Source organism: Methylobacterium sp. UNC378MF, assembly GCF_900103195.1.
In the GTDB taxonomy this organism is placed as follows: Bacteria; Pseudomonadota; Alphaproteobacteria; order Rhizobiales; family Beijerinckiaceae; genus Methylobacterium.
The window spans coordinates 1-24,825 of the sequence record NZ_FMWU01000031.1; the positions used below are offsets into that span (position 1 = coordinate 1).

21 protein-coding genes and 1 pseudogene are annotated in these 24,825 nt (G+C 72.0%); 8 read left to right on the top strand and 14 right to left on the bottom strand.

The annotated features are described in order from the left end of the window. Positions 1–870: pseudogene (locus tag BLT59_RS25295) on the top strand (glycosyl transferase); the annotation flags it as partial. Continuing rightward, positions 867–1,586 (top strand): CatB-related O-acetyltransferase, encoded by a 720-nt coding sequence (locus BLT59_RS32200; protein WP_091787379.1) that lies wholly within the window; start codon positions 867–869, stop codon positions 1,584–1,586. The pseudogene BLT59_RS25295 and the gene BLT59_RS32200, both read left to right, overlap by 4 nt. Positions 1,587–1,614: 28 nt before the next feature. Here BLT59_RS32200 and BLT59_RS25305 read toward each other — a convergent pair whose 3' ends face one another. The 7 genes from BLT59_RS25305 to uvrA all read right to left on the bottom strand — a co-directional run bounded on the left by BLT59_RS25305 (position 1,615) and on the right by uvrA (position 11,210). After that, positions 1,615–2,817, bottom strand: a complete 1,203-nt coding sequence (locus tag BLT59_RS25305) for a Zn-dependent hydrolase (protein ID WP_091787382.1) — start codon at positions 2,815–2,817, stop codon at positions 1,615–1,617. Between the two features lie 50 nt (positions 2,818–2,867). Next, the gene (gene trmFO, locus BLT59_RS25310) at positions 2,868–4,295 is read right to left on the bottom strand and encodes a methylenetetrahydrofolate--tRNA-(uracil(54)-C(5))-methyltransferase (FADH(2)-oxidizing) TrmFO (RefSeq protein WP_091787385.1); all 1,428 of its coding nucleotides are present in this window, start codon (positions 4,293–4,295) and stop codon (positions 2,868–2,870) included. 76 nt (positions 4,296–4,371) lie between these two features. After that, entirely contained in the window at positions 4,372–4,518 is a 147-nt protein-coding gene (locus BLT59_RS25315) for a DUF1127 domain-containing protein (protein ID WP_091787538.1), read from the bottom strand. Between the two features lie 295 nt (positions 4,519–4,813). Further along, positions 4,814–5,083, bottom strand: coding sequence for a GCG_CRPN prefix-to-repeats domain-containing protein (locus BLT59_RS25320; protein ID WP_091787388.1), 270 nt, complete (start codon positions 5,081–5,083; stop codon positions 4,814–4,816). A gap of 185 nt (positions 5,084–5,268) precedes the next feature. Continuing rightward, on the bottom strand, positions 5,269–6,243 hold the full coding sequence (locus BLT59_RS25325; protein WP_091787391.1) for a S1C family serine protease: 975 nt from the start codon (positions 6,241–6,243) through the stop codon (positions 5,269–5,271). Positions 6,244–6,505: 262 nt separating this feature from the next. Then, complete coding sequence (locus tag BLT59_RS25330; RefSeq protein WP_091787395.1) at positions 6,506–7,486, bottom strand: transporter family protein; 981 nt, start codon at positions 7,484–7,486, stop codon at positions 6,506–6,508. Positions 7,487–8,075: 589 nt separating this feature from the next. Beyond that, positions 8,076–11,210, bottom strand: a complete 3,135-nt coding sequence (uvrA, locus tag BLT59_RS25335; RefSeq protein WP_091787398.1) for an excinuclease ABC subunit UvrA — start codon at positions 11,208–11,210, stop codon at positions 8,076–8,078. A gap of 432 nt (positions 11,211–11,642) precedes the next feature. Here uvrA and BLT59_RS25340 point away from each other — a divergent pair, with 432 nt between their 5' ends. Then, positions 11,643–12,824: an MFS transporter gene (locus BLT59_RS25340; protein WP_091787400.1), complete on the top strand. Its 1,182-nt coding sequence runs from the start codon at positions 11,643–11,645 to the stop codon at positions 12,822–12,824. A gap of 29 nt (positions 12,825–12,853) precedes the next feature. Here the strand turns inward: BLT59_RS25340 and BLT59_RS25345 are convergent, their stop codons facing one another. Together BLT59_RS25345 and BLT59_RS25350 are read right to left on the bottom strand one after the other, a co-directional pair. After that, a complete protein-coding gene (locus BLT59_RS25345; RefSeq protein WP_091787403.1) occupies positions 12,854–13,270 on the bottom strand; it encodes a cupin domain-containing protein in 417 nt (138 codons plus the stop codon). A gap of 10 nt (positions 13,271–13,280) precedes the next feature. Further along, positions 13,281–14,300 carry a zinc-binding alcohol dehydrogenase family protein gene (locus tag BLT59_RS25350; protein WP_091787405.1) on the bottom strand — a complete coding sequence of 340 codons (1,020 nt, stop codon included), beginning with the start codon at positions 14,298–14,300 and terminating at the stop codon, positions 13,281–13,283. A gap of 110 nt (positions 14,301–14,410) precedes the next feature. On the opposite strand from BLT59_RS25350, the gene BLT59_RS25355 reads away from it, so the two are divergent. Together BLT59_RS25355 and BLT59_RS25360 are read left to right on the top strand one after the other, a co-directional pair. After that, positions 14,411–14,770, top strand: coding sequence for a winged helix-turn-helix transcriptional regulator (locus tag BLT59_RS25355; RefSeq protein WP_091787408.1), 360 nt, complete (start codon positions 14,411–14,413; stop codon positions 14,768–14,770). 102 nt (positions 14,771–14,872) lie between these two features. Continuing rightward, on the top strand, positions 14,873–16,921 hold the full coding sequence (locus BLT59_RS25360; protein WP_091787411.1) for a methyl-accepting chemotaxis protein: 2,049 nt from the start codon (positions 14,873–14,875) through the stop codon (positions 16,919–16,921). A gap of 96 nt (positions 16,922–17,017) precedes the next feature. Here BLT59_RS25360 and BLT59_RS25365 read toward each other — a convergent pair whose 3' ends face one another. From BLT59_RS25365 to BLT59_RS25380, 4 genes are all read right to left on the bottom strand, one after another. Next, the gene (locus tag BLT59_RS25365; protein ID WP_091787414.1) at positions 17,018–17,875 is read right to left on the bottom strand and encodes an amidohydrolase family protein; all 858 of its coding nucleotides are present in this window, start codon (positions 17,873–17,875) and stop codon (positions 17,018–17,020) included. A 222-nt stretch (positions 17,876–18,097) separates the two neighbouring features. Then, complete coding sequence (locus BLT59_RS25370) at positions 18,098–19,504, bottom strand: MFS transporter (RefSeq protein WP_091787417.1); 1,407 nt, start codon at positions 19,502–19,504, stop codon at positions 18,098–18,100. A gap of 115 nt (positions 19,505–19,619) precedes the next feature. Next, positions 19,620–19,874, bottom strand: a complete 255-nt coding sequence (locus BLT59_RS25375) for a hypothetical protein (RefSeq protein WP_091787420.1) — start codon at positions 19,872–19,874, stop codon at positions 19,620–19,622. Between the two features lie 155 nt (positions 19,875–20,029). Further along, positions 20,030–20,872 carry a TrmH family RNA methyltransferase gene (locus tag BLT59_RS25380; RefSeq protein ID WP_091787423.1) on the bottom strand — a complete coding sequence of 281 codons (843 nt, stop codon included), beginning with the start codon at positions 20,870–20,872 and terminating at the stop codon, positions 20,030–20,032. A gap of 860 nt (positions 20,873–21,732) precedes the next feature. Between BLT59_RS25380 and BLT59_RS25385 the strand changes: the two genes are divergently transcribed. The 3 genes from BLT59_RS25385 to BLT59_RS25395 all read left to right on the top strand — a co-directional run bounded on the left by BLT59_RS25385 (position 21,733) and on the right by BLT59_RS25395 (position 23,997). Continuing rightward, entirely contained in the window at positions 21,733–22,827 is a 1,095-nt protein-coding gene (locus tag BLT59_RS25385) for a replication protein RepA (protein ID WP_091787426.1), read from the top strand. Between the two features lie 122 nt (positions 22,828–22,949). Continuing rightward, positions 22,950–23,603, top strand: coding sequence for a hypothetical protein (locus tag BLT59_RS25390; protein ID WP_091787429.1), 654 nt, complete (start codon positions 22,950–22,952; stop codon positions 23,601–23,603). A gap of 178 nt (positions 23,604–23,781) precedes the next feature. After that, positions 23,782–23,997, top strand: a complete 216-nt coding sequence (locus BLT59_RS25395) for a hypothetical protein (protein ID WP_091787431.1) — start codon at positions 23,782–23,784, stop codon at positions 23,995–23,997. 49 nt (positions 23,998–24,046) lie between these two features. Here the strand turns inward: BLT59_RS25395 and BLT59_RS25400 are convergent, their stop codons facing one another. Next, positions 24,047–24,397 (bottom strand): hypothetical protein, encoded by a 351-nt coding sequence (locus tag BLT59_RS25400; RefSeq protein WP_091787436.1) that lies wholly within the window; start codon positions 24,395–24,397, stop codon positions 24,047–24,049. Positions 24,398–24,825: the final 428 nt, after the last annotated feature.

Below are 24,825 nucleotides of genomic sequence, written 5' to 3' on the forward strand. Positions count from 1 at the left end.
ACGCTGCACGACTACTCGCCGGTATGCCACCGCAACCACCTGGTCCAGCCGGACGGGCGCTATTGCGGCCTGGCGCCGGTGGCGGAGTGCCGGTCGTGCCTGGCGGTGGACGCGGACGGGTTCGAGGAGCCGGATCCGGGCGAGCGGCGGGCGGTGTTCGGGGCGTTCCTGGCGGGCGCGGCGCGGGTGTTTGCGCCGTCCTCCGACACGGCGGGCCGGATCCGCGCGGTGTACCCGGACCTCGCTGTCACGGTGCGGCCGCACCTGGAGCCGGAGCGGGCGGTGCGCTCGACCGCGCTGCAGCGGCCCGGCCGCGTCCGCCGCGTCGCCGTGCTCGGCGCAATCAGCCCCACCAAAGGCGGCCTACTCCTGCAGGCCCTGGCCACCGACGCACAGGACCGGGACCTGCCGCTGCACTTCTCGATCGTGGGCTTCTCCGACCCGGCGCTCGCCGTCGGCCTGGAGCGCGTCGGGGTCGCTCAGACCGGGCGTTATTCCGGCGACCACGAGGCCCTGGACCTGGTCTGGCGGGTCTCGGCCGATCTGGTGCTGCTGCCGGCGATCTGGCCCGAGACCTACTCGTACGCCCTGACCCTGGCGCTGCGCACCGGCCTGCCGGTGGCGGCCTTCGACCTCGGCGCGCCGGCCGAGCGGTTGCGCGCCTATCCGAACGGCCACCTGCTCCCCTGCACGCTGGCCACCGACCCGGCCGCCTTCAACGACCGCCTGCTCGCCATCGACGTCTCGGCGGCCGGTCGGCTCTCGGTGCCGATCCGGGCCGCCAGCTACAACGACCTGAGGCGCGACTATTACGGCCTGGATCCGGCGCCGGCCGGAACCGGACATCCCATCGACGAGGACGCCGCATGATCTCCGTCAACGAGGACATGAAGCAGGAGATGCTGCGGCGCGGCATCTCGGTGCTGCATCCTGCCCCCTTCGGTCTGCCGGAAGACTGCATCTTCGAGCCTCCGTGCAGCATCAAGTGGATGGGGATCGATTACTGCCTCACCATGGGGGCGTTCTCCTACGCGGTGAGCGGCTATTATTTCGGCGCCGACATCGCCCGCTACTGCTCGATCGGCGAGAGCGTCCAGGTCGGGCGCGGCAGCCATCCGGTCCAGTGCGGCTCGACCTCGCCGCTGTTCTACACGCACCACGCGGCGGTGTTCGACCGCCTCGACCCGCGGGCGGAGGATTACGAGATCTGCGGCCCCTATCTCTGGCCCAAGCGCGTGCGCATCGGCAACGACGTCTATATCGGCCACGGCGCCTTCCTGATGCCCGACATCACGATCGGCGACGGGGCGGTGATCGGCGCCATGGCGGTGGTGACCAAGGACGTGCCGCCCTACGCGATCGTGGCCGGCAGCCCGGCCCGGATCGTCAAGATGCGCTTCCCCGATGCGCTGATCGAGCGCTACCTGAAGGTGCAATGGTGGCGCTACGCCTTCTGGGACCTGCGCCAGTGCTCGATCACCGACCCGGAGAAGTTCATCGACGCCGTCGAGGAGCGGATCGCCGGGGGCATGCAGGAATACCGGCCGGAGCTGATCCCGATCCAGTCGCTGGTGCCGGGCGCCTGAGGCTCGGGGCGCCCGGCTGCCCGTCCGCTCAGCCCGCCAGCACGCGTGCCGCCGCGTCGCCGAGGGCCCGCACCCCGAGGGCCAGGTCGGCGTCGCTGGTATCCTCGGCCCAGTGATGGCTGATGCCGCCGATCGAGGGCACGAACAGCATCGCGGCCGGGAGGATCCGGGCGACGTTCTGGGCATCGTGGCCGGCGCCCGACGGCATCACCTGCCAGCCGCCGGGGCAGACGCTCTCGGCCGCCTCCGAGAGGGCGCGCATCAGCGTCGCATCGCAGGGGGCGGGGATCGCCTTCGCCAGGGCCGTCAGCGTCGCGGGGCAGCGCTCGCGCCGGTTCGATTCGCGCACCAGCGCCTCCAGGCAGGCCTCCATCCGCTCCAGCACCGGCATCGCCACGTCCCGGAACTGGAAATACACCTCGGCCCGGCCCGGGATGATGCTGAAGCCGCCGGGATCCAGGGTGATCCGCCCCGTGGTCCAGGTGCTGCGCGGGCCGCAGACCTTCGGAAACTCCCGGTCGATCGCCGCCAGCAGCCGCACCGCCGAGAGGCCCGCATCCCGGCGCTCCGCCATGGTGGTGCCGCCGGCATGGTCCTGGTTGCCTTCGAACACGATCCGGAACTGCCAGATCGCCACGATGCCGCTCACCACGCCGAGATGCAGGCCGGCGGATTCGAGCTGCGTGCCCTGCTCGATATGCATCTCCAGGAAGCCGCGGTAGCGGTCCGGATCGAGCCGCATCCGGGGCAGGCCGGCGAGGCCGGCGGCCTGCAGGGCGTCGCGCAGGGGCGTACCGTCGGTGCGGTTGCGGGCCTCGTCGATCTCGGCCTCGGTCAGGTCGCCGATCGCCGAGCGGCTGCCCAGGAAGCCGCCGGAGAAGTGTCCCTCCTCGTCCGCGAAGGCGACGACGTCGACCGGCAGGCCGGCGCGGGCCAGCGCCACCCCGGCCACGACCCCCAGAGCCCCGTCGAGCCAGCCGGCCTCGTTCTGGGTCTCGATATGGCTGCCGACCAGCAGGTGCGGGCCGGGGCCGCGATGGCGCCCCAGCACGTTGCCGATCCCGTCGATGGAAGCCTCCAGACCGCAGGCCTCGAGCCGGGCCATCAGCCAGCGGCGGGATTCCATGTCCGCGACCGAGAAGGTCGGCCGGTGGACGCCGGTGCGGAACCGGCCGATCGCGCGCAGGTCGTAGAGGTCGGCCAGAAAGGCCTGGGTGTCGATCTCGGTCATGATGAGCCCAGCTGCTGAAGACCTGGGCGGTGCAAGCCCCGTGCGGCGGGCTATTCCGCCGCCGCAGGTCTCGACGCTCCGCCCTGCGCGCCCTCCATCCAGACGGCGAGGTCGGCCCGGGCCCGGTCGGTCAGCGCGCGCTTCTTCAGCGCGGCCTTCTCGGGCCCGCGCAGGCGCCGGCCGGTCTCGTTGCGGGGGGCCCGCTCGAGCGGCGGGAACAGGCCGAAATTGACGTTCATCGGCTGGAACGAGCGCGGGGCATTGGCCTCGCCGTCCGCCGCCACGTGGCCACCGGTGATGTGGGCGATGAGCGCGCCGAGGGCCGTGCTCTGGGGCAGGCGCGCGAGGGGCCGGCCGGCCGCCTCGGCCACCGCGAAGCGGCCGGCCATCAGCCCGACCGCGGCGCTCTCCACGTAGCCCTCGCAGCCGGTGATCTGGCCTGCGAAGCGTAAGGAGGGCCGGGCCTTCAGCCGGAGGGTGGCGTCGAGCAGGCGCGGGCTGTCGAGATAGGTGTTGCGGTGCAGGCCGCCGAGGCGGGCGAACTCGGCCCGCTCGAGGCCGGGAATCGTGCGGAAGATCCGCACCTGCTCGGCATAGGTCAGCTTCGTCTGGAAGCCGACCATGTTGTAGAGGGTGCCCAGCGCGTTGTCCTGGCGCAGCTGCACGATCGCGCAGGGCTTGACCAGCGGGTCGCGCGGGTTCGTGAGTCCCACGGGCTTCATCGGGCCGTGGCGCAGGGTCTCGGGCCCGCGCTCGGCCATGACCTCGATGGGCAGGCAGCCGTCGAAATACGGCGTGCCCTCCCATTGCTTGAACCCGATCTTCTCGCCCGCCACGAGGGCGGCCACGAAGGCCTCGTACTGCTCCCGGTTCATCGGGCAGTTGAGGTAGTCCGCACCCGTACCGCCCGGTCCGGGCTTGTCGTAGCGGGACTGGAACCACGCCACGTCCATGTCGATCGAGTCGCGGTGCACGATCGGCGCGATCGCGTCGAAGAAGGCGAGGGACTCGGCCCCGGTGAGCCCGCGGATAGCCTCGGCGAGGGACGGCGCCGTGAGCGGCCCGGTGGCGACGATGCAGGGGCCCCATGCCTCCGGCGGCAGGCCCTCGACCTCCCCGCGCGCGATCGCGACGTTGGGGTGCTGCTCCAGCGCCCGGGTCACGGCGGCGGCGAAGCCCTCGCGGTCGACCGCGAGCGCCCCGCCCGCCGGCACTTGGTTGGAATCGGCCGCCCGCATGATCAGCGAGCCGAGGCTGCGCATCTCCTGGTGCAGCAGCCCGACGGCGTTGCCCTCGGGGTCGTCCGACCGGAAGGAATTCGAGCAGACGAGTTCGGCCAGGCTGTCGGTCTGATGGGCTTCGGTGCCGCGCACCGGGCGCATCTCGTGGATCACCGCGCGGTGTCCGGCTTCGGCGACCTGCCAGGCGGCCTCGGATCCGGCGAGGCCGCCGCCGACGATGTGGATGGTCTGTGTCATGCCCGAAAATAGCGAAGGACCGCCGTCCGGATCAACGGGCGGCGGTCCTTCGGGAAGTTCGTCACGAACGCTGGGATCAGACGCGGGCGACGCCGCGGATCTCGCTGCGGTTGATGCCGAGATCGGCAAGGTCGCGGTCCGAAAGGCGGGACAGCTGGGAAACGGTGTCGCGGTACCGGATATAGGCGCGGACGCGGCTCAGGACGCTACGGGCGGCGGACATGGTGTGCTGTGACCTCTGCTCGAGCAGACGATGGCGCCTCATTGCGCATCGCTGCCTCTTGTTGGTGCAACGCACATATAATCCCCCCGCAGCGCAGCAGGAGTCGCAAGGTCAAGCATCAGACCTGCGGAAATCGCATAACCGGCTTAAGAAACCGGCAAGGTTTCCAAATGGTCATTCTTTGTGCGCATACGCGCCGCCGGAAGGGCCTTGCGTGGCGTTCCGCAAACGCGACGGGCGCCCCGCCGGCCGGCGGGGCGCCCGTCATGCGATCCGGATCGCCCGGAGCTGGATTTCAGTAGAACGGCCGCGGGCCGTAGAAGCCATAGGGCCGATAGAAGGGTCGCGGCCGGTAATAACCGCCGTAACCGCCATAATAGATCGGCCGCCGCCAGTACCCGTAGGGCCGCGGGCCCCAGTTCGGCCGGCAGATGCCCCAGGGATTGGGATGGAAGCCGGGGCCGCAGCCCCCGGCCGCCTCGGCGGACCCCGCGAGCCCGAGGCCGCCGGCGATCGCGGCGGCCATCACGAGCGCCTTCGCGCGCGGTGCGCTCAGAACCGTCATGACTGGATCTCCTCAATGCGTCCGGCGGATCGGAAGCCGGTCGTCGAAGATTTGGCCCCGCCACCTGAACCGTTGCTGAGCCGTAGGTTGTGTCCGGTACAGCCCGCGACGACCGCGGCGGCAACGCCCCGCGCCGCGCAAAGGTTGCGCGGGACGTGCCGGGACGAGCCTGCCGGGCCGCCCGCTCAGTGGAGCGAGGGTGTGCGCAGGAACCGCTCCCGGTCCCCGGACACAAGGGCGAGCTTCACCCCGCGCCCTTCGCGGCGGACCGTGAGGGGCACCCGGACCCCGGCCTCGCCGAGGGCCCAGACGCTGCGAAACAGCGCCGCAAGATCGGCCACCGGCTCGCCGGCCACCGCCTCGATCACGTCGCCGGCCTGAAGGCCTCCGGTCTCGGCCGGACCGCCATCGGCAAGCCCCATCACGACGATGCCCTCCTCGCTCTCGGTGGCGTAGAGCCCGAGCCAGGGGCGCGGCGGCCGGTTGGCCCGCCCGCGGGTGGCGAGATCGTCGAGGATCGGCGTCAGCAGATCGATGGGCACCACCATGTTGATCGGTCGCGCCGCGCCGCTGCTCCCCTGCTGCAGCTGCAGCGAGCCGATGCCGAGCAGATCGCCCTCGGGACCGATCAGCGCGGTCCCCCCCCAATGCGGGTGCGCGGGGGCGGTGAACAGGGCCTCGTCGAGGACGTATTCCCAGTAGCCGGCGAATTCCTGCCGGGCCACGACCTCGACGGCGACGCAGCGCTGGCGGCCACCCGCCCCCGCCAGCACCGCCCGGTCGCCGGTCTTCAGCCCGGCCGAGCGGCCGAGCGGGAGGGCCGGCACGCCGAGGGTACCCAGCGCCTGGACCAGGCCGAAGCCCGTGGCCGCGTCGAAGCCGAGGACGTGGCCCGGCACCGAGCGGCCGTCCCGGGTGGTCAGCCAGACGCTCTCGGCCTCGGTGACGAGGTAGCCGATGGTGAGCACGAGGCCGTCCTCGCGGATCACCACGCCGTTGCCGGCGCGCTCGGTGCCGAGCGTCTCGGCGGTGAAGGCGCTCTCCGGGATCCGCGCCGACAGGGCCAGCACGGCGGAGAGCGCCCGGTCGAGATCGTAGCCGTAATCCGCGGGCCTGGGCTGGGCCTGCGCGGGGATCTTCCACTCGCCCTGCGTCGCCATGACATTCCTTCGGCTCGTCCGCCTGCGGTCCGGCCGGCACCGGACGCGCGCAATCGGCCCACCATAGGATGTCCACGCCGCCCGCGTCACCCGCGGCCCGGTGCGGCGCATGGCACGGGCTTGCCCGGCGCGGTCCGCGGCGGGCTCGGCACAACGAAAAACCGCCCGGCGGAGCCGGGCGGCGCGCCGTCCCGGAGGACGGCCTGTCGGAGATCCGGGCGTCCCCGCCGCGCGGCGGGGAGCCCGGCGTCTCGGGAGGGTCTCAGTACTTGCGGACCAGAGCCGCCGGGACCGGCGAGGCGGCCGGGGCCGGCGAGTACAGCGGCACGATGAACCGGATCCAGCCGTCGGTGGAGTAGTCGCTGCGAGTGCGGCCGAACGCGTTGGTGGTCTGCAGACCAGTCACGACGTCGCGGGCGACGTAGGCCTGGACGGTGAAGATCTTGAAGTCGTAGCCGATGAGGCCGCCGATAGCGAAGCGGCCGCGGTTGCCGGCCGCCGCGCTGGCCTGGCTGATGTCGAAGTTGTAGGTGCCGTAGGCGATCGGACCGATCTCGAAGTTGCCGAACTTCTTGGTCGCCGTGAGGTCGAAGTTCAGCGAGTCCGACAGGCGGATCGGGCCGATGGCGGCGCCGACCTGGCCGGGGAAGCGGCCGGGCGAGTCGTAGATGTTGGCGGTCAGGTTGGCGGTCAGGTTCCAGCCGTCACCCGTGTAGCTGCCGGCGACGCCGAAGCGGTAGGTGTTGGAGGAGAGCTGCGGCAGGACCGGGGTGGCCGTCGTGCCGTTGGCGGTGATGATCGAGCCGCGATCGCCGTTCAGGTCGTTCAGGTAGGCGCCGCCGAGCAAGCTGACGCCGAAGTTGCTGCCGAGGTCGAAGGCCCAGATGCCGCCGACGAAGGTGCCGACGTTGATCGAGATGTCCTTGTTGCGCACGCCCGCCGGGTTGCGGGTGAAGGCGAACACGGTCGGGGGTGCGACGAGCAGCTCGACGCGGCCGCCGAACGGCACGAACGGGGTCGACCAGACCAGGACCGGGATGTTGACGGCCGTGTCGGGATCGTTCCGGCCGTCGGTACGGCGATAGGTGAACGTGTTGATCGCGTAGAGGCCTTCCGGCAGCGGCGCGCCGACCGCGAGGCCGACCTGCTCGCCCGGAACCGTCGTGGTCTGCGCCTGCGCGATCGTCGAGGCCATGCCGACCGTGAGCGCGACCGTGCCGGCCGCGAGCCAGTTCTTCATCATTTTCTCATTCCTTCCCAAGGTCACACGGCGTCCGTCCCGCATTCGGCACTTCCTTGCCGGTCTGCTCGCCTATCGCGGCTGCCGGCTTCGAACCTGCCGAGCGCCCCCACGGAGCCTGCCCGTCTCAACGTCTGCGACTATTCTACAGAGACCTGCGGAAAGACAGTGGAATGCTCGCCGAAACGCCACAACCGGCCGAACCGTTGCGCAAAAGCCGCATTTTTGCGGCGATGCAACACTGTCCACAGACCGTGCTCGAACAGGGGGTCCGGCAAAATATCGTTGAACGGTCAAGCTGTTGTCGCGCCGGATCACGGGAGAATCCGGCAAGGCCCGGCGGGCGATCGGGCAGGCCGCCGGGCCGGGCAGGCCAGCCGGAATCCGGTTCCGCACCGGCCGGCGACGGGTGCGAACCGGCGGCCCGCGCCTCGAATCACCGCGCGCCGGGGCCGGTTCCGGCCGGCGCCCGGCAGAAAGTGCCGCGCCGGCCCAGGCGCCCGTCTCGCGGCCCCGCGACGGGGGAGGGCGCGTGTCCGGCCCTGTCCCCGCTGGCCGCGACGCCCGCCGCGCACCGGGAAGGCCCTGCGGGCTACTCGGCGGCGCGACCGCGGCTCGCGGGCGCGGCGGGGCGCCGCGCCAGCACCTCGCGCAGGAACCGGCCGGTATGGCTGGCCTTCGCGCGGGCGATCTCTTCCGGCGTGCCCTGCGCCACCACCCTTCCGCCGCCGTCGCCGCCCTCGGGGCCCATGTCGATCACCCAGTCGGCGGTCTTGATCACTTCGAGGTTGTGCTCGATCACCACCACCGTGTTGCCCTGGTCGACCAACTCGTGGAGCACCTCCATGAGCTTGGCGACATCGTGGAAATGCAGGCCGGTGGTCGGCTCGTCGAGGATGTAGAGGGTGCGGCCGGTGGCGCGCTTCGACAGCTCCTTGGAGAGCTTCACCCGCTGCGCCTCGCCCCCCGACAGGGTGGTGGCCTGCTGGCCGACATGGACGTAGTGCAGGCCGACCCGCTTCAGGGTCTCGAGCTTGTCGCGGATCGCCGGCACCGCCTTGAACAGCTCGGCCGCCTCCTCGACGGTGGAATCGAGCACGTCGGCGATCGACTTGCCCCGGTACTTCACCTCCAGGGTCTCGCGGTCGTAGCGCTTGCCCTTGCAGACGTCGCAGGTGACGTAGACGTCGGGCAGGAAGTGCATCTCGATCTTGATGACGCCGTCGCCCGAGCAGGCCTCGCAGCGCCCGCCCTTGACGTTGAACGAGAAGCGGCCGGGCTGGTAGCCCCGCGCCTTGGCCTCCGGCAGGCCCGCGAACCAGTCGCGGATCGGCGTGAAGGCGCCGATATAGGTGGCGGGGTTCGAGCGCGGCGTGCGCCCGATCGGCGACTGGTCAATGTCGATGACCTTGTCGAGATGCTCCAGCCCCTCCAGCCGCCCGTAGGGCGCCGGGTGCTCCAGGGCGCCGTTCAGCTTCTTGGCGATGGCCTTGTAGAGCGTGTCGATCACCAGGGTGGACTTGCCGCCCCCCGAGACGCCGGTGATGCACGTGAAGGTGCCGAGCGGGATCTCGACGTCCACGTCCTTGAGGTTGTTGCCCCGTGCGCCGAACAGCCCGAGCTTGCCCTTCCGGCCCTTCCGGCGGGCGGTCGGCGTGCGGACCGCCATCTCGCCGGTCAGGTACTTGGCGGTGAGCGAGGCCGGGTTGGCCAGCACCTCCGCGGGGGTGCCCTGCGCGATGATCTCGCCGCCGTGGATGCCGGCGCCCGGGCCGACATCGACCACGTAATCGGCCTGCAGGATCGCGTCCTCGTCGTGCTCGACCACGATCACCGAATTGCCGAGGTCGCGCAGGCGCTTCAACGTGCCGAGCAGCCGCTCGTTGTCGCGCTGGTGCAGGCCGATCGAGGGCTCGTCGAGGACGTAGAGCACGCCGGTCAGCCCCGAGCCGATCTGCGAGGCCAGCCGGATGCGCTGGCTCTCGCCGCCCGAGAGCGAGCCCGAGCCGCGGGCGAGCGTCAGGTATTCGAGGCCGACATCCACCAGGAAGCTCAGCCGGTCGCGGATCTCCTTGAGGATCCGGACCGCGATCGCGTTCTGCTTGGCCGTGAGTTTGTCCGGCAGCTCCGAGAACCAGCGATGCGCCTCGCTCACCGAGAGGGCCGTGACATCGGCGATGTCCGCCATGGCGACCTTCACGGCCAGCGCCTCGGGCTTCAGCCGCTTGCCGCCGCAGGTGGCGCAGGGCGTCTCGCTCATGAAGCGCCCGATCTCCTCCCGGACCGCGTCGGAGTCGCTCTCCTTGTAGCGGCGCTCGAGATTCGGGATCACGCCCTCGAAGGGCTTGGTGACCGTGTATTTGCGCAACCCGTCATCGTAGGCGAAGCGGATCGACTGGTTCCCCGAGCCGTACAGCACGATGGCGCGGGCCGTCTCCGACAGGCTCTGCCACGCCACCCCGGTCTTGAAGCCGAAATGCTCGGCCAGCGCGTCGAGGGTCTGGCCGTAATAGGGCGAGGTCGATTTCGCCCAGGGACCGACCGCGCCGCGCTTCAGGCTCAGGGCCGGATCGGAGATCACCAGCTCGGGATCGATCCGCATCTCGTGGCCGATGCCGCTGCAGGTCGGGCAGGCGCCGAACGGGTTGTTGAACGAGAACAGCCGCGGCTCGATCTCCGCGATGGTGAAGCCCGACACGGGGCAGGCGAAGCGCGACGAGAAGGTGATGGTCCGGGGCGCCTCGCCCTCGGGGGCGTCGGCGAACACGATCTCGCTGATGCCGTCGGCGAGCTCCAGCGCCGTCTCGAACGAATCGGCCAGCCGCGCCGCGATGTCGGGCCGGACCACGATCCGGTCGACGACCACGTCGATGTCGTGCTTGAACTTCTTGTCGAGCTTGGGCACGTCGTCGATGGCATAGTACTCGCCGTTGACGCGCAGCCGCTGGAAGCCCTTCTTCTGGTATTCAGCGATTTCCTTGCGGTACTCGCCCTTGCGGCCGCGGACCACCGGGGCGAGCAGGTAGAGCCGGGTCTTCTCCGGCAGCTCCAGCACCCGGTCGACCATCTGCTGGACGGTCTGGCTCTCGATCGGCAGGCCGGTGGCGGGCGAGTAGGGGATGCCGACCCGCGCCCAGAGCAGGCGCATGTAGTCGTAGATCTCGGTGACCGTCCCCACGGTGGAGCGGGGATTCTTGGAGGTGGTCTTCTGCTCGATGGAGATGGCCGGCGAGAGCCCGTCGATCTGGTCGACATCGGGCTTCGACATCATCTCCAGGAACTGGCGGGCATAGGCCGAGAGCGACTCGACGTAGCGGCGCTGCCCCTCGGCGTAGATCGTGTCGAACGCGAGCGACGACTTGCCCGAGCCCGAGAGCCCGGTGAACACCACGAGCTTGTCCCGGGGGATGGTCAGGTCGACGTTCTTGAGATTGTGCTCCCGGGCGCCGCGGACCGCGATGACCCGCCGGTCATGGGCGGAGGGCTGCGCGGCGTCGAACAGGGCCTCCAGCTTGGCGTCGGTGGCGGCTTCCGCGGCGGCGGCCCGCGCGACGGGCATGCCCGCCTTCACGCGCGTCGGCTTGGGAGGCGCCGCCTCGGGGCCGGAATTCGCCTTGGGCCTGGTCTTGAGATTGGTCTCGGACACCGTCTTGGGAGCGGCTTTGCTGGCGCCGGCCCGGGCTCCGGCACCGGTTCCGGCACGACTTCCAGCTTGGGCTTTGGCCATGTGGGCGGCGGTCTTTCGAGGCGTCGACGCGGTCGGATCGGGTTCGCGCCGGGCCAGCCGCCGCACCGACTCATGTCGAGCCCGGAGGGGCCGATGGCAAGGTGGGCCGGCGGGACGCAAGCCCGTCATGCGCCGCCCTTGCTAGAACGAAACGCGTACGGCGGCAACCGCTCCGTGAGCGAGCCGCTACCCCTGCAAGCGCGGCGAAGCGATCCGGCAGCGCCCGGATGGCCGCCCTAAGGAACACGTGGGCGCCCAGGGAAGCAGAGCAGGCACGTGAGCGCGCACGTGACCTGACCGCGCAAGCGGGAGCGGTTGCGCCATCCCGGTTCGCTGCGCTGCGCGCGATGACGGCCGCGGTGTTGCACCGCGGGAGCCGAGGCCCCACGTCGCCGGGATCCATTCTCGGACTCGACTCCATCGCAGGTGCCGATGCCAGTGCTCGACCTGACCGGCCCGGCCGCCCTCGGCGGGGCCGGAGATCGGAACGCGGCCCGCGGGCAGCGCGTGTCCACGCGGCTCCTGTTCCTGATCGTCGGCATCGCCAACGCCACCTGGGCGCCGCTGGTGCCGCTGGTGAAGGACCGCGCGGGCCTCGACGCGGCGGGACTCGGCCTGCTGCTCCTCACCTTCGGCATCGGCTCGCTCCTGGCGATGCCGAGCGCGGGGGCGGCGGCCGCGCGGCTCGGCTTCCGGCCGGTCCTGCTCGCCGGAACGCTCGCGCTCGGCCTCGCCTTGCCGGTGCTGGCCGTGGGCTCGGGCCTCGTGCCGCTCACCGGGGCGCTGCTGCTGTTCGGCGCCGGGATGGGGGCGATCGACTGCGTCATGAACCTGCAGGCGGTCGTGGTGGAGCGCGCGAGCGGACGGCCGATGATGTCGGGCTTCCACGGCCTCTACAGCCTCGGCTGCATCCTGGGGGCGCTGATCGCCAGCGTCCTGCTGGCCGCCGGGCTCGGCGCAGGCTGGAGCGTGCTGATCCTGGTCGCCGGGATCGCGGCCCTGTTCGCGGCCGCCTGGCCCGGCATCCTGCCGGCCGGCCGGGCAGGGGGGAGCGGCGGCCCCGCCTTCGCGCTGCCCCGGGGCGTGGTGCTGGTCCTGGGCCTGCTCTGCTTCGTGGTGTTCCTCACCGAGGGCTCGGCCCTCGACTGGAGCGCCCTGTTCCTGATCCAGCAGCGGGGGCTCGATCCGGCCTGGGCGGCGCTCGGCTACGGGGCCTTCTCGGTGACGATGACGGCCGGGCGGCTTGCCGGCGACGCGATCGTGGCCCGGCTCGGCCGGCGGACGGTCGTCATCCTCGGCGGGCTCCTGGCGGCGGCCGGCCTCGCACTCTCGGTCCTGGTGCCGGCCTGGGAGGCGGCGCTCGCCGGCTACGCCCTGGTCGGGGCGGGCTGCGCCAACATCGTCCCGGTCCTGTTCACGGCGGCCGGCCGCCAGACGACCATGCCCGACAGCGTCGCGGTCCCGGCGGTGACGACGCTGGGCTATGCCGGGGTGCTGGCAGGGCCCGCCCTGATCGGCTTCGCCGCGCAGGCGCTCGGCCTGCCGGCCGCCTTCCTGATCGTGGCCGCCCTGCTCCTCGGCGTCGCGGCGGCCGGGTGCTCCCTGCGGGGTTGAGCCTCGGGTCCGAATCCCGGGTCCGAGGCTCAGGCCTCCGCGTTGCGCGCCATGAAGGTCGCCGGGCTGCCATCCTCCGGGTTCACGAAGACGATGTCGGTGGGCGCCCGCCGGGGCGTGTCGATCGACAGGAAGGTCACCGGCGCGCCGGACTCGATCTCCGGCATGGCGTGGACAATGCCCCTGGCGAAGAACAGCAGCTGGCCGGGGCCGAACGCGGCCACCGAGGCGGGGTCGTCCATCCAGAAGGTGCCCCGGCCCGACAGGCAGTACAGGTACTCGTCGCAGGTGGCGTGATAATGCGGCGGGGTCGGCCGGTAGACCCGGAACACCCGGGCGCTCGCGGCCGCCCGGTCGGTCAGGTAGGTGTCGGCCAGGAGCGTCGCGGCGCTGTCGGGCAGGGCCGCCGCCAGCGCCGCCACGTCGAAGATCCCGGTTTCCGCCATCCCGTCCCCCTCACGCCGGAAAGCCTTCGAGCACGATCTTGCCCTTGGCGCGCCCGCTCTCGATCAGCGCGTGGGCGCGCCGGAGATTCTCGGCGTCGATCCGCCCGTAATGCTCACCCAGGGTGGTTCGCAGGCGCCCGGAATCAACGAGGCGGGCGATCTCGTCGAGGAGCGCGCCCTGGGCGGCGATGTCGGCGGTGGCGAACATCGAGCGGGTGAACATGAACTCCCAGTGCAGCGACAGGCTCTTGCGCTTGAGGAGCCCGACATCGAGGCGCTCGGGATCGTCGATCAGGGCCAGCCGCCCCTGCGGGGCGATCAGGTCGACGATCGCGGCGAGGTGGGCGTCGGTATTGGTCGTGGAGAAGACCAGCCCCGGTGCGCCGAGCCCCAGGGCCGCCACCTCGGCGGCGAGGGGCCTGGAATGGTCGACCACGTGGTGGGCGCCGAGATCCCGGCACCAGGCCGCCGTCTCGGGCCGCGACGCGGTGGCGATCACGGTGAGGTCGGTGAGCGCCCGGGCGAGCTGGATCGCCACCGAACCGACGCCCCCCGCCCCGCCGACGATCAGGATCGCCGGTGCGGCGCCCGGCACGGACTTTCCGGTGTCGAGCCGGTCGAACAGGGTCTCCCAGGCGGTGATCGCGGTGAGCGGCAGGGCGGCGGCCTGCGCCCAATCGAGACGCGCCGGCTTGTGGCCGACGAGGCGGGCGTCGACGCAATGGAACTGGGCGTTCGTCCCCGGCCGGGTGAGGTCGCCCGCATACATCACCGCGTCGCCCGCGGCGAAGCCCTGGACCTCCGCGCCCGCGGCGACGACGGTTCCGGCCGCGTCCCAGCCCAGCACCTTGAGTCCGCCGGCCTCCGGTTCGGCCCGGCGCCGGACCTTGGTGTCGACGGGATTCACCGAGACCGCCTCGACCTTCACCAGGAGGTCGCGCGGGCCGGGTTCGGGCTGCGGCAGGTCGCAATCGACCAGGGCTTCGGGATCGGTGATCGGCAGGGATTTGCGGTATCCGACGGCGCGCATCGTGATCTCCTCGAACGGTCGCCGCAGGAGATGCCGCCTGCCTTCACAGGCCGCAAGTACGCACATAAAACGCCGATAGTGCCGGAAACGATACCGTCGGAGAGGATGCCATGCCCCGCACCCGCCACCACACCGGCGCCTGCAGCCCCGGCTGCGCCGTCGAGGCGACCCTCCGGTTCATCGACGGCAAGTGGAAGGGCGTAATCCTCTACCACCTGCTGGAGGGGACCCTGCGCTTCAACGAGATCCGGCGGCGGCTCACCAGTGTAACCCAGCGCATGCTCACGAATCAGCTGCGCGAAATGGAAGCCGACGGCCTGATCACCCGGACGATCTATCCCCAGGTTCCGCCGAAGGTCGAATACAGCCTGACCGAGCGGGGTCGATCCCTCGAGCCGGTCATCCGTGCGCTGAAGACATGGGGTGATCTGCACGCCGAGCCGGCACAAGCGATCCAGAACGCCGCCTGATTGGGCAGATCCGTGCCGGATCTGTACGAAGCCGCATAACCCTATCTTTATGTCTTCGCCGGATGGTGAACCGTCTCCTGCTGGACGGTCCCAGATCTTCGGATGCCCATCCTTGCCTCGCTCCGCGCCCGCATCCTCGCGGTGGCGCTCGCCCCCTGCCTGGCCTTCGCGGGGGCGGGGGGCCTGGCCGTGTCGGACCAGTGGGCGCGGCGCGGCGAGATGGACCGGGTGGAAAGCTTGGTCGGCCTCGCCTCCCGGATCAGCGCCTTCGTGCACGAGGCCCAGCGGGAGCGTGGAGCCTCAAGCCTGTTCCTGGGCGCGAGGGGGGCGCAGTTCGGACCGGACCTGGCGGCCCAGCGCGGACGCACCGACGCGGCGCTCGCCGGGCTGCCCGAGGCCATGGCCGTCGCGACGGGCTTCGGCCCGGTCTTCGCGGCCCGGGGAGACGGCTTCGCGAAGGCGCTCACCGGACTCGTCGCGCAGCGCCGGGCGGTCGATGACCTGACGGCGGGCACGCCGTCGGTCGTGGCCTATTACACGGGCCTGATCGGCGAGGGGCTCGGGCTCGTGCGGGCGATGGGCGGCGTGATCGACGAGGCCGGCCTCGTAGCCCGGGCGAATGCCTACGCGTCCTTCCTGTCCATGAAGGAGGCCGCCGGCCTGGAGCGGGCCGCCGTCTCGGCCGCCTTCGCGTCCGGCCAGCTGGATCTCGCGGCCGCCCGCCGCCTCGCCACGCTCGCTTCCGAGCAGGCGACCTATGCCGGCCTGTTCCGGGCCGGGGCCGAGGCCGGGCAGGCGAGCCTGCTCGACGCCGCCGAGGCGACCGAGCCGGCCCGGGAGGTCGCGCGCCTGCGGACGCTCGCGCAGGAGACGGTACCGGGTACGCCGCTCGCCTACCGCGACGCGCCGGCCTGGTTCCGCCTCGCCACGCAGCGCATCGACGCCCTGAAGGGCGTGGAGGACCGGCTCACCGCCGATCTGGTGGCAGCCGCAGGCGCGGTGCATGCCCGGGCCGACCGGATGCTGATGCTCTGGGCCGCCGGAGGGCTCGCCCTGTTCGCCCTCTCGGCCGGCCTCGCGATCTGGCTCGGCACGGCGATCGCCCGGCCGCTCGTCCGGATGGCGCAGGTGCTGACCGCGATCGGCCGCGACGAGGGCACGGCCGATCTGGCGATCCCGGCCGGCGGACCGCGGGAGGTCCGGGCGATCGCCGCGGCCGCATTGGCGTTCCGCGACAGCGTCGCCGAGCGCCGGGCGGCCCGGGCCGCGCAGGAGCGGCTCGCCGCCGAGACCGCGGCGGCCCAGCGCGCGGCAGCCCTCGGCCTCGCCGACAGTTTCGAGCGCCAGGTCGGCGGGATCGTGGAGGCGGTCTCGGCCGCGGCCGCCGAGCTGGAGGCCTCCGCCCACGGCATGGCCCGGGCAGCCCGGGACACGACCGATCTCAGCCGGGCGGTGGCCAAGTCCGCCGATTCGGCCGCGCGCTCGGCCGACACGGTGGCGGCGGCCACCGAGGAACTCACCGCCTCGGTCCGGGAGATGGGCGTGCAGGTCGGCGCCTCGGCCGACCTCGCCGCCGCCGCGACCCGGGACGCGGACGGGATGGCCGGCGAGGTGCGGCGCCTTTCCGAGGCGGCCGGCAGCATCGGGGAGATCGTCGCGATCATCTCGCAGATCGCCGGCCAGACCAATCTGCTGGCGCTCAACGCCACCATCGAGGCGGCCCGGGCCGGGGAAGCCGGGCGCGGCTTCGCGGTGGTGGCCGCCGAGGTGAAGCACCTCGCCGAGCAGACCGCCCGGGCCACCCAGGAGATCGCCGCCAAGGTCGCCGAGATCACCGGTTCCACGGAAGCCTCGGTCCGGTCCATCGGCGGCATCACCGAGGTGATCCGCACTCTCGCCCGGATCGGCGCCGAGATCGCCGCCATGGTCGAGCAGCAGGGCACGGCCACCGCCGAGATCGCCCGGACCACCGGGCAGACCTCGCAGGATACCCGCGGGGTCTCCGGGCACATGGCGGGCGTCGGCGAGGCGGCCGGCACCGCCAGCCAGGGCTCGGCCCAGGTGCTGCAGGCGGCGGCCGACCTCTCTCGCCAGGCGGGGGACCTGCGCGGCGCGGTCGAAGGCTTTCTGGCCCGCATCCGGGCCGCCTGACGACGGGGATCCCGAAGGGCTCGGCCCTTGGGCGGGGCGTCGGGGCGCGGCCCTGCACCCGCGAAGGATCCGGGACCTTTCGGATCGGGGACTCTTCTACCCGCCGAGACCGAGACCGAGGAGCCGGTCGGCGTTGCGCCAGAGGGCGGCCTCCAGGGCGGCCTCGGAGAGCCCGAGCGCGCGGAAATCCGCCACGCCCTGGCCCATCGGGCGGAACGGGAACGAGGAGCCGAACAGGAACTGGTCCTTCATGAAGCCGTTCGCCGCCTCGACGTACAGGCCGCCGCCCGGCGCGAAGGTGTACATGTCCGGCGAGACGAAGACGTTGGCGTTGCGGAACGCCACCGCCACCATGTCGGCGACGCGCGGGTAGAAGCCGTGGCAGCACACGATCGGCAGCTTCGGGAAGGTCCGGGCGACCCGGTCGACCGCGAGCGGGTCGTTGAGGCGCAGGTCCGGCGTGGTCGGGCCCGACATCACGAAGGCCGGGACCCCGAGCTCCTGGCACAGGTCGTAGAGCGGCATCAGGCGCTCGTCGTCGGCCGTCATGGCCTCGCGATAGAAGCCGGCATCGAGGTTGATGCCCTTGAAGCCGAGTTCGGTCACGGCGCGCTTCGCCTCCGCGACCGCGGCCTTTCGGCCGAGCTTGACCGGATCCACCGAGGCGATGCCGATCAGGCGCTTCGGATCGTGCCGGGCGGCCTCCGCCAGCGCGTCGTTCGTGACCCGCACCCCCGGGACCGAGCGGGCGACCATGACGGCGACGTCGATGCCGGCCCCGTCCATCTCGGCGCAGAAACCTTCGATCGTCGTGCCGCGCGTGAAGTGCTCGACCTCCCGGCTGCCGACCCGGGCATTCAGCCAGCGGGCAACCCCGAATTCCGGCGTGTCGGGCTCGGCGCCGAAGAACCTGTGCAGGAAGGTCGGACGGCTGCGCATGTCCACGACGGGCATTTTCTGCGACTCTCCGGTGAGGCTGGGGGATCGTGCGGTGTGTACGGGCAAGTCCCGGGTTTCCAAAGGGCCAGCGGGCCCTTTGGCGGGGTGTCGGGGCGGAGCCCCGACGAGCACGGCTTCGCCCTGCACCCATGACAAGGTCCCGGGCCTTTCGAGACCAGTGTTTCTCGGCTCAAGACTCCGGAACCGTTCGGCACGACGCCGTGAGGCCCGGCGACATCAGTGCGAGACGGCCTCCAGGACCTTGCCGCGGGTCTCGACGCCGAGGATCAGGACCAGCAGGGCGGCGATGAGGAAGCCGCCGGCCCCCACCTGGAAGGCCGCGGCCGGGCCGTGATCCCGCACCAGAACCGGCACGATCATCGGGCCCAGGATCGCGCCGATCCGGCCGAAGGCCGAGGCGAAGCCGGCGCCCGTGGCCCGCGCCCGGGTCGGGTAGAGTTCCGGCGTGTAGGCGTAGAGGCAGCTCCACATGCCGAACATGAAGAACTGCATCACGAAGCCGGCGACGAACAGCCAGGTCACCGCGATGCCCGAGACGGTCAGGAGCGACCCGGCGCCGGCATTGCCGTACAGGTAGGCCGAAGCCGCCGCGCAGATCAGGAACAGGGCGGTGGCGGGCTTGCGGCCGACCCGCTCGAGCAGCACCGCCGCGGCGGCGAAGCCCGGGATGCCGCCGAGGGTGATCAGGGTGACGAAGCCCACCGAGCCGACGTTGGAGAAGCCGCGCTCCTTGAGCAGCACGGCGATCCAGGCGTTGAGGCCGAAGAAGCCGATCAGCGCGAAGAACCACAGCCCGAACGCCATCACGGTGCGCAGGCGGTATTCGGGCGCGAACAGCGTCGCGACGGCGCCGAGCCGCGGGGCCGGCACCGCGGCTGCCGGCCCCGGCCCCGGCCCCGGCGCGACCGGGGGGAGGGGACGGCCGGTGGCCCGCTCGACGGCCCGCTCCATGCGGGCCATCACGGCCTCGGCCTCGCCCCGGCGGCCGATCTCGGCGAGCCAGCGGGGCGATTCCGGCATCGTGCGGCGCACCGCCAACACCACGAGCGACAGCAGGCCGACCACCACGAAGGCCCAGCGCCAGCCGAGATAGGGCAGCACGAAGAAGCTGATCGCCCCCGAGAGGACGTAGCCGACCGCCCAGAACCCTTCCAGGATCGCGATGTACTTGCCGCGCACCGGGGCCGGGACGATCTCCGAGACCATCGCCTGCGCCACCGGCGCCTCGCCGCCGACGCCGACGCCGATCAGGAACCGGCAGGCCATCAGCACGGGCAGGCTCCAGGCGGCCGCCGCCGCGAGGCTCGCCAGACCCCAGACCACCATGGTGACCTGGAACACCGCCTTGCGGCCGAACCGGTCGGAGGCGGTGCCCGCGAGGATGTTGCCCACGAGCTGGCCCGCGAAGGTCATGGCGGCGAGCTGGCCGGCCTCGGTGGGCGTCAGGTTGAACGCCGCCACGATCGCGCCGAGCAGGAAGGTCAGGAGCGCCACGTCGATCTGATCGACGAGCCACGCCGAGGCGATGATCGCGAAGATCCTGCGCTGGTAGCCCGACATGGGCAGCCGCTCCAGGCGCGCCGCGATGTCGGAGGCGCCGGGGCGTTCTGCGGCTGGCGGCACGGTCGGCTGTCTCCTGCCGCGTCCCGGACCGTTCCGGGGCGGTTCCGCCGATCCGGTACAGCAGGCCGGGCTCCCGGAACAGGGACGGCGGCACGCTCGGCCTGCGCCGGGGCGTTCAGTCGGGAATGGCGAAGCCGATCGACAGGCACAGGACCGCGACGGCCGTCAGTGCCATGGCGGCCTGGCGGACCTGATGCCAGCGGGCGCTGCGCGCACGCTCCTCTGGGCTGGCGCCCAGCTGCAGCTCGTCGTCGAAGCCCTTCACGAAGGATTCGAAGCTCGGAAAGGCGCGCCGCGCGAGCCACATCCACACGCCGACGGCGACCAGGCTGAAGGCCCAACCGCCGTAGGTAAACGCATCGTCCAGCATCCGGCGCAGCCCTCGAGCCTACGCCCCCCTCACCCTCACTTCTACGGGAGATTGCGGAGATTGCCTAGGCGGACGAGGGGCTTCCGGCGCCGGTTCCGTGTTTCCGGACATGTCTCGGCCGGACCCGCCGGGCCGTCGTCTCGATCAGGCGCCGGTCAGGGCGCGGTCCGGCCGAGGGCGTAGAGGGTGATGGCGGCCGCGTTCGAGACGTTGAGACTGCGGATCGCCCCCGAGAAGGGGATCCGGGCCAGGACGTCGCAGCAGCCCCGGGTCCGCTCGCGCAGGCCCTTGCCCTCGGCGCCGAGCACGATCACCAGCGGCCGCGCGACCGTCAGCGCGTCGAGGCTCTCGGGCGCGTCGGAATCGAGGCCGACCCGGGTGAAGCCGCGTTCGCCCAGGGCGATCAGAGCCTCGGCGAGGTTCCGCACGGTCACGAACGGCACGTGTTCCAGGCCGCCGGAGGCGGATTTCGCCAGGACGCCGGTGGCGCCCGGCGCGTGGCGCGCCGTGGTGACGATTCCGGCCACCCCGAAGGCCGCGGCGGTGCGCACGATCGCCCCGACATTGTGCGGGTCGGTGATCTGGTCGAGCGCCAGCAGCAGCGCGTCGGCGGGCAGGTCGTCGAGGCCGGGGGCGGGCAGGGGCTCGGCCTCGAGATACAGGCCCTGGTGGACCGCGTCCGGGCCGAGCAGACGGCCGATCTCGCTCGGCCGCACCAGTTCGGGCGTGATCCGCAAGGGGCCGCCGAACTCCGCCTCCAGCCGCGCGGCCGCGTTCTCGGTGGCGAGCAGCCGGTGCAGGCCGCGCTCGGCATTGCCCAGGGCCTGCACCACGGGATGCCAGCCGTAGAGCACGGCCGGCCCGTCGCCGCCCTCCTCGTGCCGGCGACCCGCCGCCGGGCGGCCACCGGGCCGCGGAGCCGCCCACCGGGATCCGTGCGGGCGGTGATGGGCGGGCCGGCCGCCGGGCGGCCGGCCGTCATTCCGGCGGTCCGTCATCGGGATGCGATCGGCAAGAAGAGCTTGGGCAAGGGGAGCTTGGGCAAGGGGGACATCGGCACGCCGTTCTCTGAGGGCCCGTTCGGGAGGATCCGAGAAACCGGGCGCCCTCGCCCGCGTCAAGCCGCCCGCGCACCGGCGAAGCCCTGCGCCGACACGTCAAGCCGGCGCGGTCGGTGGCCGTCGGAATGTGGAAAACCATCTCATATTCCCTTCCTGCCCTGTGCATGTCCGGACCGGTCTCGGTTCGTTCGTCAGAACGAACGGGCGCCGCCGCCTTAGGAAGATTATCTGGGAGAGTCTTTCAGAGAGTCAGTTCAGCAGGTTATATGCAGTGGGAAATCCTGACGCCGCATCAGGGGTTTGAGCGCTGTTTGCGCATCCGACTCTGCGTGGCGGCGCATCGGATTCTGCGCTGGCCCGTATCGGATTCTGCGCGCGTCGGGTCGCCGGACGTATCGGAATCTGCGCGGCGGCGTATCGGATTCGGCGCGGATTCCGGCCCGGGCCGGTGGATAACGGGGACGGAACGGGCGCGGCCGGCCGTATTGGATTCTGCGTTGGCCGCGATCGCCGCCGGACCCCGTATCGAACTCTGCGTGATGTCGCGCGAAGGGCCGGCCCGAGCGGCGTCCGAGGGGCCGGAGAGGTCCTGAGAGGTCCTGGAGATCGCTTGGCCCCTGCCGGTGCGTCCGCATGCGGGGCAGGGAAGCGTGGATTGCCGGGACAAGCCCGATCGGACCGGGGCCGCGGCGCTCGAATCGTGGCATGGATGATGGCTTGGATCGTGGCTTGGCAGGATCGGGGCGTCCGCGCGTTCGCCGGGCGGACGGTCCACCTGCCGCGTTGGCCGAGGGGCGATGAGCATCGAGGAGAAGATCGCCGGGATCCACGACCCGGACCTGCGGGCCGAGATCGAAGCGGCGCGCGGCGGCTTCCTGTTCGCCCAGATCGTCGAGCATGTGCTGCACCGTCAGCGCGAGCGCGATGCCCAGGTCGCCCTCCTCGGGGAGGAGGAGAGCCGCCGGGCCGGGCTGTCGCGCGACCAGCGCCGCCGCGACGCGGTGCGCCTCGTGATCGAGAACGAGCCGGCGCTCCCGTCGAGCCTCCAGCATATCCACTCGGTCCTGGCGCTGTGCGGCCTGCCCTACCGCGATCCCGGCCCGGTGCGGGAATTCTCCCGCAGCTACGGCCGCAACTCGCTCAACCTGATCGCCGGCCGGATCAAGGACCCGGAGACCGGTGCCTTCGAGCCCCAGGGGCTGCCCTACGGCCCGAAGGCCCGGCTGGTCCTGCTGCACCTCTGCACCGAGGCCGTGCGCCAGCGCAGTCCCACCGTGAAGGTCGCCGAGACCCTGTCGGGCTTCATGCGCGAGATGGGCTTCGCGGTCACGGGGGGCGAGCGCGGCACCATCCGCCAGTTCAAGGAGCAGCTGAACCGGCTGGCCGCCTGCTCCATGCAGATCGGCCTCTGGGACGGGCGCGACAGCGCCACCACCCTCAACGTTCCGCCGTTCCGCAGCCTGGAATTGTGGCGCCCCCGTGCCGGGGAGGGGGACGAGGAGGCCGGCCGTACGGTGCGGTTCGACCCGGAATTCTACGAGACGCTGATCCGGCACGCCCTGCCGGTGGACGTGCGGGCGGCCCGGGCCTTCTCGGGCTCGGCACGCAAGCTCGACCTGCTGTTCTGGACCGGATATCGCCTGCGCTCGCTGCAGCGGCCGCTGCGGCTGACCTGGGCCAACCTCCACGCGCAATTTGGGGCCGAGAACGCCTCGATCCGCAGCTTCCGGCAGGCGTTCAAGGCGGATCTGGCGCATCTGCGCGAGGTGTTTCCGCGCCTGCCGCTGGTCCTCGACGATGGCGGCCTGACCCTGCACCCGGCCGATCCGAGCACGCTGCTCGTGCCGCCCCGCCCGGCAGCCAAGGGAATACGGAAGCGGCCGAAGGAATAATTGGAATTTTCGGGGCCGCTTGTTCTATTCCTTTAGGAGGTGAGCAAGCGGACGGAATGATCCGGTATTCCCGCAGCTTGAAGGAACGGCTATACGTTCCTTCTGGTCGGAGGGAACATCGCGTGGGCCTGTCGGAAGCGGAGATCGAGGCGCGGCTCGCCCTCCTGCGGCGTCAGCGCGAGGCGCTCGATCGGGAGATCGCCGATCTCGTGCTCTACCTGGAACTCGGCCGCCGCCTGGCCGCTTCCCGCTCCGCGCCACGACCTGAGCCCGTCCCGGTTCCCGAGACAGCCCCCGATCGGGGGTCGGTGCTTCCCGCGAGCCCGGCCGACAGCCCGCCGCCGCCGGGTCCGGTCGGGCCGGAAACCCGGTCCGGACCGGTCTCCGGCGCGGATGCGGCGCCGCGCGGAGACGGGGTGGTCGGGGCCCGTCCCGGACCGCGGTCCGCGCAGCCGCCGGGGCCCGCCTTCGGCCCCGGCGCGATCCCGCCGGCGATCGCCTTCGCGGAGGATGCCGCCGGCGCCCGTCGCTACGGCCGGGCGGTGGTGCAGGCGGCCTGTGCGGCGATCGCCCGCGCGGGCCGGCCCCTGCACGCGGCCGAGATCCTGGAGGTGCTCGCCGGGCAGGGCTTCACCCTGCCCGGCCGGGATCCGGTGGCGGCCCTCAACACGCGCCTGTGGAAGCGGTCCGGTCCGGGCGGGCCCCTGAGCCGGGTCGGCGAGGCCACCTACGCCCTGGCATCCACCCCGGAATCGCCGGAGCCGGACCCCGCCTGACGGGTGCCGGTCACGAAGACGTGACGCCGCGCCCGGCCCCCGCTCTCCATATTGGGGGCGCGCCGGGACCGGCGATCGGCTTGGCTGCCAGCCTGCGGGCCAGGCGGGCCGGCCGGGGAGGGCGTGCCATGGACAGGATCGGCGGGATCGGCCGTCCGCGGATGACCGGGAGGCCGCGATGACCCCGGTGCTCGCCACGCCGGTCACGCAGGTCTGCGCTTTCCTGCTCGGCTGCGCGGTGATCCACGCCGCCCGCGCCCACGCGGATCGGATCACGCGGGTGCTCGGCGTCGCGGCCGTCGGGGCGGCCGTGCTGGTGCTCCTCGTCGCCTCCCTCGACTACGCGCCGGAAGGCGGGACCTTCGACGAGGTCACGATCTACGCGGCCTCCTGATCCGGCCGCCGGGCCCTTGCAGGGCTCCCGGGACGGGCGACGGGACCGCTCAATTGACCAGGCAGAAGCCCTGGCCGGTGCCGACCCGCCGTTCCTGCGCGCACCACGGCTTGGACGCGGCCGACGGGGCCTTCAGGCTGGCGGTCGTCTGCGCGGGGTCGGCTGCGGTGCTGCCGAGGGGGGACCGGCCGGGCGCGGGCCGGAAGGCGGCCTGATCCGGACCGGTCCCCAGGCGCAATCCCGGCGCGGGCCCACCGTCCGGCGCCGGGCCGGCCGGGCTCGCCGCCACCGGCTGGCCCGGATCGGAGGGGCTCAGGGTGGCGAGGCCGGGCATGTCCTGCGCTGCCGCGGCGCCGCACAGGACCAGGCAGGCGGCCGAGGCCGCGAGGGACCTGATCATCGACGAAGCTCCTGACGAGAATCATGTGCGCCGACCGATCCCGCAGAGCGGGCCTGCCGTATCGCCGAGTCTGGCGCTCCGCTCGTTAAAGGCCTGCGAAGATTTAGGATTAACCGGTTTTGAAGATCGTGGAATTTCCGGGGCTGGGCCGCCTTGACGACGCTCGTCCCGGGTCACGCTGGCCGACCGGCCGCCGCGGCGGGATGCCTCGAGCGGTCGTGGTGCGAGCCGGCGCTGCCTCCGCGCGGGGCCTCGATCCGTCGCGGGGGCGCCGCGGGATCGATGGTCCCGCCCGCGGGGCCTGCGCGGAGCGGAGGTTGCAGCGCGCCCGGGGGCCGCTCCCGACGGCCAGGTGATCGGAAACGGCCGCCTTGCGTCCTTCTGGGCTCCTTCTCGGCGTCCCTCCGCCGAATCGGCGGCCCCTGCGG